At 70.5% G+C, this 12,407-nt stretch carries 8 protein-coding genes and 1 tRNA gene; 5 read left to right on the top strand and 4 right to left on the bottom strand.

Features of this window, described 5'->3' with window-relative positions; genetic code table 11:
• Nucleotides 1-79 precede the first annotated feature (79 nt).
• On the top strand, nt 80-2,533 hold the full coding sequence (locus tag AC2CHE_RS11195) for a penicillin-binding protein (RefSeq protein WP_484504838.1): 2,454 nt from the start codon (nt 80-82) through the stop codon (nt 2,531-2,533).
• Between the two features lie 106 nt (nt 2,534-2,639).
• Here the strand turns inward: AC2CHE_RS11195 and AC2CHE_RS11190 are convergent, their stop codons facing one another.
• Nucleotides 2,640-3,095 (bottom strand): GatB/YqeY domain-containing protein, encoded by a 456-nt coding sequence (locus AC2CHE_RS11190; RefSeq protein WP_484504837.1) that lies wholly within the window; start codon nt 3,093-3,095, stop codon nt 2,640-2,642.
• Between the two features lie 25 nt (nt 3,096-3,120).
• Between AC2CHE_RS11190 and AC2CHE_RS11185 the strand changes: the two genes are divergently transcribed.
• From AC2CHE_RS11185 to AC2CHE_RS11175, 3 genes are all read left to right on the top strand, one after another.
• Nucleotides 3,121-4,014, top strand: coding sequence for a metallophosphoesterase (locus tag AC2CHE_RS11185; protein ID WP_484504836.1), 894 nt, complete (start codon nt 3,121-3,123; stop codon nt 4,012-4,014).
• A 65-nt stretch (nt 4,015-4,079) separates the two neighbouring features.
• Nucleotides 4,080-4,156: transfer RNA gene (locus tag AC2CHE_RS11180), tRNA-Pro, on the top strand.
• 289 nt (nt 4,157-4,445) lie between these two features.
• Nucleotides 4,446-8,180 (top strand): S8 family serine peptidase, encoded by a 3,735-nt coding sequence (locus AC2CHE_RS11175; protein WP_484504835.1) that lies wholly within the window; start codon nt 4,446-4,448, stop codon nt 8,178-8,180.
• Between the two features lie 111 nt (nt 8,181-8,291).
• On the opposite strand, the gene AC2CHE_RS11170 is transcribed toward AC2CHE_RS11175, so the two are convergent.
• Nucleotides 8,292-9,110 carry a hypothetical protein gene (locus AC2CHE_RS11170; RefSeq protein WP_484504834.1) on the bottom strand — a complete coding sequence of 273 codons (819 nt, stop codon included), beginning with the start codon at nt 9,108-9,110 and terminating at the stop codon, nt 8,292-8,294.
• A 245-nt stretch (nt 9,111-9,355) separates the two neighbouring features.
• Entirely contained in the window at nt 9,356-9,619 is a 264-nt protein-coding gene (locus AC2CHE_RS11165; protein WP_484504833.1) for a metallophosphoesterase, read from the bottom strand.
• Nucleotides 9,620-9,800: 181 nt separating this feature from the next.
• Between AC2CHE_RS11165 and AC2CHE_RS11160 the strand changes: the two genes are divergently transcribed.
• The gene (locus AC2CHE_RS11160; RefSeq protein WP_484504874.1) at nt 9,801-11,219 is read left to right on the top strand and encodes a diguanylate cyclase; all 1,419 of its coding nucleotides are present in this window, start codon (nt 9,801-9,803) and stop codon (nt 11,217-11,219) included.
• A gap of 122 nt (nt 11,220-11,341) precedes the next feature.
• Here AC2CHE_RS11160 and AC2CHE_RS11155 read toward each other — a convergent pair whose 3' ends face one another.
• A complete protein-coding gene (locus tag AC2CHE_RS11155) occupies nt 11,342-12,403 on the bottom strand; it encodes an aspartate-semialdehyde dehydrogenase (RefSeq protein WP_484504832.1) in 1,062 nt (353 codons plus the stop codon).
• Between the last annotated feature and the right edge of the window lie 4 nt (nt 12,404-12,407).

The following is a 12,407-nucleotide window of genomic DNA, read 5'->3' as shown; positions in this document are numbered from 1 at the left end:
ACGGCGCGCGCAGGAAATGGGGAAAAGACGCCCCAGCGCCCCTCGTTACCTGTTCGCGTACCCTGTCGAGGTGACCTGGATGCGGAAACGTGACCACAACATTCTGACCAACGCCGCATCGCTGCTCATCTGTGGGCTGTTGGCCGGCGTGGTGGTCGCCGCTGCGGCTTTCCCCGCGGTAGCGATGTCGGGCCTGGCCGCGAAGGCCGGCGCGGAGACCTTCGGTGCGCTACCGAAGGAGCTCACCGTGGCCCGCGCACCACAGATCAGCTACCTGCTCGCCTCCGACGCCAAGACACCGCTGGCCACCATGTACGACGAGAACCGGCGGGACGTGGAGTTCGCCGATATCTCGGAGAACATGCGCAACGCGATCGTCGCCGCCGAGGACCACGACTTCTACAACCACAACGGGGTCGACCTCAACGGGGTGGCCCGGGCCTTCGTGAACAACAGCCAGGCCGGCGCCGACCGGCAGGGCGCCTCGACGTTGACCATGCAGTTCGTCCGGATGGGCATCGCGTACTCGGCCACCCACCCGGCCGACGTGATCGCGGCGACCGAGGACACCAGCGCCCGCAAGCTGCGCGAGATGCGATACGCCCTCCAGCTCGACAAGGAGATGTCGAAGGACGAGATCCTGGAGCGCTACCTCAACCTCGCCGCCTTCGGCAACGGCGCGTACGGCGTCTACGCCGCCAGCCAGGTCTACTTCAACAAGCCGCCGAAGAAACTGGAGATCGAAGAGGCGGCCATGCTCGCCGGCCTGGTGAAGGCTCCCACCTCGTTCGACCCGACCACCAAGGACGGTTACCCGCACGCGGTCGACCGGCGCAACTACGTGATCGACAACATGGTCAAGACCGGGGCGATCACCCAGCAGCAGGCCGACAAGGCCAAGGCCGTCAAGCTGGTGGTCAAGGGCAAGCGGGCACCCAACGGCTGCGTCGCCACCAACAAGAACGCCTGGGGCTTTTTCTGCGACTACTTCTACCGCTGGTGGATGTCTCAGGAGACGTTCGGGTCGACCTCGTACGACCGGGAGCGGCGGCTCAAGAGCGGCGGCTACACCATCATCACGACCCTGGACAAGCAGGCCCAGACCGGCGCCGACAAGGCGGTGCGCAAGGCGAAGCCGGTGACCGCCAAGGAGACCGCCATGCTCGCGGTGGTCGAGCCCGGCACCGGCCGGGTCCGGGCGCTGTCGGTCAACCGGAACTTCAAGCTCGACAACCCCGACAAGCCCAAGAACAAGCCGCACAGCGACCCGAAGCAGCGCAAGAAGGGCAAGCGGGGCAACTATCCGAACACCGTCAACCCGCTGCTCACCGGCGGCGACGGCATCACCGGCTACCAGGCCGGCTCGACCTTCAAGATCTTCACCATCGTGGCCGCGCTGGAGAAGGGCATCCCGCTCAGCTACACCTTCAACGCGCCGCAGCAGTTCAAGTCCGAGTACATCATCGACAAGCGCAGTCCCGCCGCCTGTGAGGGAACGGACCTCTACTGCCCGACGAACTCCGGCGAGAAGGCCGGCGGCGTGCAGAGCATGTGGAGCGCCTTCTCCGCCTCGATCAACACGTACTTCGTCCCGTTGCAGCAGCAGGTCGGCGCGGAGAACGTGGTGGACGTGGCCAAGCGCCTCGGCATCCAGTTCCGGCAGAGCAAGGACGCGGAGTTCGCCAGCAGCAAGGAGGCCGCGCACCAGTGGGGCGCGTTCACCCTGGGCGTCTCGCAGGTGACTCCGCTGGATCTGGCCAACGCGTACGCCACCCTGGCCGCCGACGGCAAGTACTGCGAGCCGATCCCGGTGCAGGAGATCCGGGACCTGGACGGCAACAAGCTGGACGTGGCCAACCCGCGCTGCGAGAAGCGGGTCAGCACCGAGGTGGCCCGCGCCGCGGTGGACGCGGCCCGGTGCCCGGTCGGCGACAACTCCTCCACCAGCAAGTGCGGTGGCCGCCGGACCGCGGCCCAGACCAAGGGCATCGTCGACGCCCCGGTGGCCGGCAAGTCCGGCACCACCGACTCCGAGAAGAGCGCCGCCCTGGTCGCGATGACCAAGCAGTACGCGGTGGCCGGCATCATGGCCGACCCGGACTGGCCGCAGACCAACGTGAAGATGAAGCACAACGAGCCCGACGGCATCAACCCGCCGGTCTGGGAGACCCTGCGCGACGCTATGAAGGGCAAGAAGCGAATCAACTTCGATGCGCCCGGCAAGAAGATCTCCGTCGGTGACCAGCGCACCATCCCCGGCGTCGGCTGCCTGAACGTAGACCGGGCCAAGTCCCGTATCTCCGGCGCCGGCTTCGAGCCGGTCGTGTCCAGCAGCCGGATCACCTCCGACTGCCCCGCCGGCACCGCCGCCGGCACCAGCCCCAGCGGGCGCACCATCAAGGGCGGCATCGTGACGATCATGATCAGCGCCGGTAAGCCCCGCAACGGCGGCGGTAACGACCGACGGGCAAACGACTCACCCTCCAGGCCGCCCAACAACCCCGGCCGCCCGCCGGACCGCCCCGGCGGCTGACCGGCCTCGGCAACGCTCGAACGGGCGGGCACCCCGAACCGGGGGTGCCCGCCCGTTCCCGTTCACCTCAACGCCGTGGTCAGCGGAGTCAGCGGCAGAGGACGATTCAGAGGCCCAGCTGGCGGCGTACCTCGGCGGCCACCCGACCCCCCTCGGCCTGGCCGGCCACCGCGGCCTGGGCCGCCTTCATCGCCGGACCCATCTGGGCCTTGCCGGTGAAGCCGCCCGCGGCGAGCGCCTGCGTCACCACCTCGGTCAACTCGGCGTCGGAGAGCTGCTTCGGCAGGTAGCGGTCCAACACCTCACCCTCGGCGCTCTCTCGCGCGGCCTGCTCGGTGCGGCCCGCGTCGGCGAAGGCGGTGGCGGCCTCGCGGCGCTTCTTGGCCTCCTTGGTCAGCACGGCCACCACCTCGTCGTCGCTGAGCTCCCGCTTGGCCTTGCCGGAGACCTCGGCGGTGCCCACGGCCGCCAGGGCCATCCGCAGGGTGGAGGTGGTCAGCTCGTCGCGGGCCTTCAGGGCGGCGCGCATGTCGACGGTGAGGCGGTCCTTCAGCGTGCTCATGGACGGTCAAACTACCCTGATCGGCATGCGAAAGCGCACACTATTCCGGCTCGCGACCGCAACCGTCGCGACGGGTGCCGCCGCCCTGGCGTACGCCTCCCTCGTCGAGCGCAACATGTTCACCCTCCGCCGCTTCGACGTGCCGGTGCTGCCGACCGGCACCGAGCCGCTGCGCGTGCTGCACCTGTCGGACCTGCACATGACTCCCAACCAGGTACGCAAGCAGCAGTGGGTCGCCTCGCTGGCCGCCCTCGATCCCGACCTGGTGGTGGTGACCGGCGACAACATGGCGCACCCGGATGCGGTGCCGGGGGTGCTGCGAGCGCTCCAACCCCTGCTCGACTACCCGGGCGCGTTCGTGTTCGGCTCGAACGACTACACCGGTCCGGTCTGGAAGAACCCGTTCACCTACTTCCTGCCCGACCGGGAGTACACCGAGGGCGTCGAGCTACCCTCCGAGGAACTGCGTGACGTGCTCGTCGGGGCCGGGTGGGTCGACCTGAACAACCGGCGGACCACGGTGAAGGCCGGCGGCCGGGCGATCGACATGGCCGGGGTGGACGACCCCCACGTCGAGCGGGACGACTACCCCTCGGTTGCCGGGCCGATCTCCACCGACGTCGACCTCTCCATCGCGCTCACCCACTCGCCCGAGCCCGCGCTGCTCGACGAGATGGCCGCTGACGGCTTCGGCCTGCTGCTCGCCGGGCACACCCATGGTGGCCAGGTGTGCGTGCCCGGGGTAGGGGCGTTGGTGACCAACTGCGGGCTGCCCCGGTCGATGGCGAAGGGCCTGCACCGCTGGCCCGGATCGGACTCCTGGCTGCACGTCTCCGCCGGACTCGGCACCCATCCGACCGCCCCCGTACGGTTCGCCTGCCCTCCGGAGGCCAGCCTGCTCACGCTGATCCCGCGCTGACCACCCGCGCCCGGGTACCGACTTTGTGCCCCGGGACGGGTGGGCTACTATTTGTCGGCACGCCTCGGGGTGTGGCGCAGCTTGGTAGCGCGCTTCGTTCGGGACGAAGAGGTCGTCGGTTCGAATCCGGCCACCCCGACCAGGTGAGGGGCACATCCAGTCACTGGATGTGCCCCACTTTGTGGTGTGCCAAATCTTTTGTGGTGTGCCAGTTGCCGCCGGGGTTGTTGACCGGGAGGTCCGTCGCGGGCCCGCCCTGGACCGGGAAGCGGCTCGGGTGGGCGCACGGTGAGCAGGAGATGACGCCCGGCTCCGATAGTGCCTGGACCCGGTCCGCTCTTACCGACCGCGCAACGACGCGGCACCCTCGCCGAAACAAACGATCGACACGCTGGCAGCGCTTCCGTTTGTTGATCAACCTGAGGAACCCGGTGCTGTTCACACATCTTCCCGGGCGGCGCCTGGTCGCGCTGCTCACCGCCGCGGCGGTGCTCGCCTCGTTGCCCGCCCCGGCTTCGGCCGCGCCCGCCGATCCCCCGTACACCTCCGTGTCACCGGTCGCGCCAGTTGCTTCCGCATCCACGTTCACCGTCACGCTGATCACGGGTGAGAAGGTCACCGTGACCCGAACAGCTGACGGGAGGTTGAGCCCCGAGGTCCGGGATGCGGCCGGGCGGTTGACCGGGTACACCTCGCAGACGAGAGGGGAGGACACCTACGTCTACCCGCACGGCGCACTACCGTATGTGTCCGCCGGGCTGCTCGACGACCAGCTGTTCAACATCACCGAGTTGCTGGCGGACGGCTACGACGACGCGAACCGGGACCGGATCCCGCTGATCGTCACCTACACCGACGCCGCGGCGGCTTCGCGCAGGGCGGTGGCACCCGAGGGCGCCCACGCCGTCCGGGCACTGGACAGCATCCAGGGCGCCGCGCTGGACGCGGACCGCTCCGGCGCCTTCTGGTCCTCGATCACCGGAGGCGGAGGGGTCGCCGCGCGTTCCACCGGCCGGCAGCTCGCACTCGCAGGCGGTATCGCCAAGGTGTGGCTGGACGGCAAGGTCGAGGCCACGCTCGCCGACAGCACCGCGCAGATCGGCGCCCCGGAGGTGTGGGAGTCCGGGAACACCGGCGAGGGTGCCGACGTCGCCGTCCTGGACACCGGCATCGACGCCGACCACCCCGACTTCGCCGGCCAGCTGGCCGCCACCGAGTCCTTCGTTCCCGGTGAGACGGTGAAGGACGTCTACGGACACGGCACGCACGTCGCCTCCACCATCGCCGGCACCGGAGCCGCCTCGGACGGCCGGGAGAGGGGTGTCGCCCCGGGCGTGCGGCTGCACGTCGGCAAGGTCCTCGCCGACAACAATTCCGGTCAGGAGTCATGGATCATCAGCGGCATGGAGTGGGCGGTCCGTGACCGGCAGGCCAAGATCGTCAACATGAGCCTCGGTGGCGATCCCACCGACGGTACCGACCCGATGAGCGTGGCCGTCAACGAGCTCAGTGAAGAGACCGGTGCCCTGTTCGTGATCTCGGCCGGAAACAGTGGTCCCTGGTCCTACACGGTCGGCTCTCCGGGCGCCGCAGACGCCGCGCTGACCGTCGGCGCCGTGGACGGCGACGACGCTCTCGCCTACTTCTCCAGTCAGGGTCCGCGCCTCGGTGACCGGGCCATCAAGCCCGACCTCACCGCACCCGGCGTCGGTATCCTGGCCGCCCGCTCGCAGTACTCCCAGGGCGAGGGGTTGTATCGGCTCGGGGACGGAACTTCGATGGCCGCCCCGCACGTCGCGGGCGCTGCCGCGCTGCTGGCTGCCCAGCATCCCGACTTCACCGGGCGGCAGCTCAAGGAAGCCTTGGTCAGCACCGCCAAGCCGACCCCTGGGATCAGCCCGTTCCAGGGCGGCAACGGCCGGGTGGACATCGCCGCGACCACGGCCGCGACTCTGTTCGCCACTGCCGGTGCCGACTTCGGCTATCCGCAGTGGCCGACGGCGCCCGAAGGCCCCGTCGGGCGAGACGTCCGCTTCACCAACATCGCCGACAGCGCCCTCACCCTCGACCTCGCCACGGCGCTCGACGGCGGTCCCGCGGACCTCGTCGTCCCGTCGGCCCGGCAGGTCACCGTTCCGGCGCACGGCAGTGCCACGGTGACCCTGACCACGAACTTCGACCGCGTGCCGGCCGACCGTCTGATCTCGGGCTTCCTGACCGCGTCCGACTCCGCCGGGAAGGTCCGCGCCCGCACCTCGATCGCCGTCGGCAAGGAAGGGGCGCGCCACAAGCTGACCTTGCAGGCCAAGGACCGTAGCGGCCGGCCGATCCGCGGCGACCTGATCGTGCTGGACAAGGACGGCGCCGCGCTGCCGGCGTATCAGATCGACGAGAGCGGCACCCTGGACCTGCGGCTGCCCTCGGGCACGTACTCGGCGTGGCTCACCACCGACGTGGAGGGCGTCAACGGGCCGCACTCGCGGGGATTCGCGCTGCTCCCGGTACCCGAGATCACCCTCGACCGGGACCGCACGGTCGTCTTCGACGCCACCAGAGCCCGCCGCACCACCGTGACCACTCCACAGCCATCCACCCTGGACGATTCCCGCTTCGAGCTGTTCCGCGAACTCAAAGGTAACCCCTGGGTCTCCGCGTGGTACGCGGGCCCCGAGTACGACAGCGTCTGGATCCTGCCCAGCGACCGCAAGGTGACGACGGGTGCCTTCGCTGTCGGCACCCGCTGGCGCATGACCCAGCCCGCACTGACGGTCTCGGCCGGCCACCGCGCCTACGAAGACCTGAGGGTGCAGCGCGCCGAGACGCCCCTGCCGCGCGGAAAGCACCGCCTCGACACGGTGTTCGCCAGCACCGGCGACAGCGCCGGGTACGCCTCGGTCGATGCCCGGGGCAAGGCCGTCGTCGTACGCCGCAGCGACACCGTGTCACTGGAGGAACAGGCCGCCGCGGCCGCGTCCGCCGGAGCCCGCCTCCTGCTCGTGGTCAATGACGGCACCGGGCGGCTCGACCCGTGGCCCAGCTTCTGGTGGGATCCGCGTGACGCACCGCCGGTGACCGTCGCCACCCTCACCCGGGACGAGGGCGAGCGGTTGATCGCCCGCCTCGGGCACGAGCGGCGGGTCCGGCTCGACATCACCTCCCAGCCGGACACCGAGTACATCTACGACCTGGTCCACGACTACATCGATGCCGTGCCGACCGACCTCACCCACCGGGTCACCCGACGCGACCTGGCCCGGGTCGACATGTCCTTCCGCAACTGGCGCCCGGGCCGGTCGCTCGAAACGCGCGCCGGCCTGACCCCGTCGGGGACGCCGAGCGCGCTCGACTTCGTCGAGGTTCCGGCGCGTGGCGAGCGCACCGACTGGGTCACCGCCGGGGAGCCGTGGACCACCGAGGTCACCATCCCCGGCGAACAGGGCCAGCGGACCGCTCCCACCGCCTACCGGGCCGGCAAGGTGCACGAGGAACGCTGGTTCGGCCCCGTGCAACGGCCCCGCCTGCTGGACCACACAAGTGTCTTCCGCGAGGACGGCGGCTTCTCCGCCTTCATCCCCGGCTGGGGCGACTCGGGCACCGCCCATCGGGGCGACACCTACGACAACTACGCCGCCGACAACGTCATCCGCTTCTACCAGGGCGATACGCTCCTCGGCGAGACCGACCGCTACCAGCGCATGCTGTCCGTCGGACTGTCGAACCCGCAGCCGCTGCCGTACCGCCTGGTGTCGGAGAACAAGCGCGACGCCTGGGCCGGGCCGTATTCCACCGCCACCCGGACCGAATGGGGCTTCACCTCCGGCGCGGTCAGCCCGGGCAGCGTGTGGAACCCCTCGCTGCTCCAGCTCGACTACACCGTCGACACCGACGTCGACGGAAAGGCGAGACGCGACGCTCGCCTCACCGTCACCGCACTGCATGTGCCAACGGCAGCCGAGGCATCCCCGGTCCGCTCGGTGACCCTTCAAGTGTCCTACGACGACGGCGCCACCTGGCACAACGCCAAGCTCCGCCGCAGCGGCGACGGCTGGCGCACGCGCCTCGACGCGCCGCGAACCGCCGGGTTCGTCACCCTACGCGCCACCGCCCGCGACGTGCGGGGCAACAGCATCGATCAACGCGTCGTCCGGGCCTTCGGCCTGCGGTGACCCATGGGGTGGGGCCCGGTGGCGGGCCCCACTGTCATCGAACGGGCGAGGGGTTTCCGGCCAGCCGGAAACCCCTCGCAGTGTCCTATCTCAGAGTGAGAATCTCATGCCTCACTGGGTGCTGCGCCTACGCAGGATCAGGGTGGCGGTACCACCGAGGGTCACCATCGCGGCGCCGATCCCGAACAGCCACCACAGCTGCGCCGGCTCGCTGCCGGTCACCGGAAGGGTGGGGACAGGACTGACCGTCGGCGGTTGGGTCGGCCCCACCGTGGGCGACGCGGTCGGCTGGGTCGGGGTCGGGGTCGGGGTCAGGGTCGGGGTAGGTGTCGGCGAGGGGCCGAGCGGACGCTCGCAGCGCGCCTCGGCGAGGATGACTGTGCCAACGGGGATGTCCAGCAGTGGCCCGCCGATGATGGTGCCGGTCAACCGGAGGGTTGCCTGCACGGCGATGGCGACGGCACCATCGTCGGTGACGGTTTCGACGCTGGTCAGCGTCGCCTCCAGCGCGGCGTCGGCCAGGCCGACAACCGTGACGCCGGCACTGGCGGTGACCCCGGGAGTGTTCGGCAGCAGGTCCACCGGTGCACCGAACAGCTCCAGCCCGACCAGGGTGGTGTCCGCCGTCTGCGCGCCGGTCTGGGGGCAGCTGACCGCCGCCGTGATCACCTCGGCATCGATCACGGGGGTCCCGAGGATCGCCAGGGCCAGGTCGGCGATCTCGGCGTTGGCCGACGATGCCGTCTCGCCTCGGGTGGCGCTCACCTCGACGACCGTGCCCGAGGCCGTCACGCCCAAGGCACCTGGGATGGTGATCGCCAGAGCGGTGTCGGTGTCCGTGCCGCCGCCGGCCGGTGCGGTCGCGCTACCGATGACCGCATTGGCCGTGATCACCGGTACGCCAGCCACGGCTGCGGACAGGTCGATCACGACGCCACGGGCGCTGGCGTCTCCGGGGGCGGCAAGCGCTGGTGTCGCGCTCGACAGCGCTACAGCGCCCGCGGTGATTGCTATCGCTCCGGTGGCAGAAATTCGCCGGATTACGCTCACGTTTTCGCCTCTACTCGATCGGACCTTCCCGACCGTCGGGAAGGCAAACTGACCTTATCGGCGATCTACCGCATAGCATCACAAATAGGACAAAACAAGGATCGTTCATCAATCCGCTATCCGACTCAGGTAGAAACAGCGGAGCTCGTATCGGTGCCTGCCGTGCCGGTGACCAGGTGCACCGGCAACGGAAATCGCCCGAGCACCTCGCGCAGCACGGCGCACTCGTCGGGACGGCCGTGGTCGGCCAGATCGCCGGTGATGACCACGCAGTCGGGCCGGGGATTCGGCGCCTGCACCCGGCCGAGCGCCCGGTGCAGGCCGGCGGCCGACTCGGCGCCGAGGACGCCGGTGGTCAGGTGCGGATCGCCGAGGTGGGCGATGAGCATCGGGCCTCCACTCGACCGGAAATCCCCACGCCATCGTCGCCGCGCGTGGCCGCACAGGCCGTGTCCACATCCTGTGGATAGCACATGTGTACGACCACGGCCGGCTCCCGGCCCCGCGTGAGTACGCTTGATCCGCGACCCGGCGCCACCGGGATCGGATCCAGCCTGGGACGACGTGCGAGTGGATCACCAGAAAGTCATCCGTGACGTCACGGTCCGCCTGCCGATGGGCTCGACCGTCGCCGAGGTCTGCGAAGCGGCCGTCGATGCCCTCGCCCGGTACACCCCTGCCACGATCGCCGTCCTGCTGCACGTGCACGGCCGGCTGCGCTGCGTCGCCGCCACCGGTTCCTGGCAGGTCTTCGCCGCCGTCGCGCCGGAAGCCGGCATCGTCGGTCGGGTCTACACCGCTGGACGCTCCGCCGTCGTCCCGAATGTCACCGCCGACGACGCGCACATCCCGGTACGCCCCGACGTCACCGCCGAGGTGTGCGTGCCGGTGCTGAACCCGGCGGGCCGGACCATCGGCGTACTCGACCTGCAGTGGACCGGGCCGGCCGACCTCGCCCCGTGGCGGCTGGTCGCCGAGCAGGTCGCCGCCCGCCTCGGCACCCGGATCTCGGCGCTCGGTGGACCGGCGGAGAGCCGCAGCGAGAAACTGCTCCGGCACGTCTCGGCGATGACCGCCGCCAGCAACGAGTGGGACCTCATGACGGCGGCGATCGCTGCGGCCCGGGACGTGTCGACCCTTGCCGCGGCCGTCCTGCTGCTCGGTGGCCGGGGCGGCCCGCGACTCGGCGCCCCGACGGTCACCCCGGGCGGGCTGGAGACCCGGATGCGTACCGAACTGGCCGAGCTGGACGCACCGACGATCGGGCGCATCATCGACCGGGCCCACCGCTACGGAGCCGGCTACACGCTCGGTGAGGCCGGCCATCCACCGACCGACGAGCATCAACCGCTGGTCCGCTCCGGCGTCAGCACCCTGGTGGCGGTGCCGTTCGGGCCACCGGAGCGGGGTGGCGTGCTGCTGGTCGCCGACGAGCGGCTCCTGCGTCCGGACCCGACCACTGTCAACCTGCTGGAGCTGCTGGCCGGGCAGGCGTGGAGCTGCCTGGAGCGGCTACGCACCCTGGAACGGCTGCGCGAGCAGGCCAGCTCCGACCCGCTGACCGGGCTGCGGCACACCGGCCCCTTCGGGCAGCGGATCGCCACCGTGACCCCGGGCCGCACCGCACTGCTGGCGATCGACGTGGACGGGTTCAAGATCGTCAACGACACGTACGGCCACCAGGCGGGCGACCGGGTGCTGATCGGACTCGCCCGGGCCTTGGAGGATGCGTTGCGCCAGGGCGACGAGTTGTACCGGATCGGCGGGGACGAGTTCGTCGCGGTGGTCGAGGTGAGTCGTCCCGAGGAGGCGGTACGCGTCGCCGAACGGCTGACCGAGGCGGCGCGCCGGGTGGGCCGCACGATCAGCGTCGGCGTAGCCCTCCCCCGCCCCGGCGAGCCACCTGAACTCGCCCTGCGCCGCGCCGACCAGGCCCTCTACGCGGTCAAACGGAAAGGCCGCGACGGCGTCCACCTCTCCGCCGCCTAGCCCCTCACCCCACCCTCCGTACCAGCAGTTGATCATGAGGTTATCGCCTCGGAGGCGCTCCCGGGCGGCAACCACCTCATGATCGACCCGAGCGGGGCAGGGGCGGGTGGGGTGGGGCGCTGTCAGGGGCGGGCGAGCTCTTTGGCGAGGAGTTCGGCGATCTGGGCGGTGTTGAGGGCGGCGCCCTTGCGGAGGTTGTCGCCGGTGACGAAGAAGTTCAACGCGCGCGGGTCGTCGACGGCGCGGCGGATCCGGCCGACCCAGGAGGGGTCGGTGCCCACCGCGTCGATCGGCATCGGGTACTCGCCGGCCGCCGGATCGTCGACCACGATCACGCCGGGCGCGTTGCGCAGCACACCACGGGCGCCCTCGGCGTCGATCTCGGTGACGAAGACGGCGTGCACCGCGACCGAGTGGCCGGTTACCACGGGTACCCGAACACAGGTCGCGGAGACCTTGAGGTCACGCAGTCCGAGGATCTTGCGCGACTCGTTGCGCATCTTCATCTCCTCGGACGACCAGCCACCGTCGGCCAGCGAGCCGGCCCAGGGGACCACGTTGAGCGCCAGCGGCGCGGGAAACGGGCCGAGGTCGTCGCCGACCGCCTGCCGCACGTCGCCGGTACGCGAGCCGAGCAGCCGGTCGCCGGCCACCTTGGACAACTGGTCGTGCAGCGCGTCCACGCCGACCTGGCCGGCTCCGGAGCCCGCCTGGTACGAGGCGAGCACCAGTTCCCGCAGCCCGTACTCGTGGTGCAGCGGGGCGACCGCGACGATCATCGCGAGCGTCGTGCAGTTGGCATTGGCGACGATGCCCCGAGGCCGGTTACGCAACTGCTCCGGATTGATCTCGGGCACCACCAGCGGAACCTCGGGATCCATCCGGAAGGCACCGGAGTTGTCCACCACGATGGCGCCGCGCCCGACCGCGATCGGCGCCCAGTGCGCGGCGACCTCGTCCGGCACGTCGAACATCGCCACGTCGACGCCGTCGAGCGCCTCCTCGGTGAGGACCTGAACGGTCAACTCCTCGCCCCGGCAGCGGACCTTCCGACCGGCGGAGCGTTCGGAGGCGAGCAGCCGGATTTCGCCCCAGACGTTGCGCCGCCCGGTGAGCAGCTCACACATCACCGTGCCGACGGCCCCCGTCGCCCCGACCACGGCCAGGGTGGGCAGCCTGGCCACCCGG

Source organism: Micromonospora sp. ATLC16 (assembly GCF_057196645.1).
This window is presented reverse-complemented; position numbering and strand designations above follow the sequence as displayed.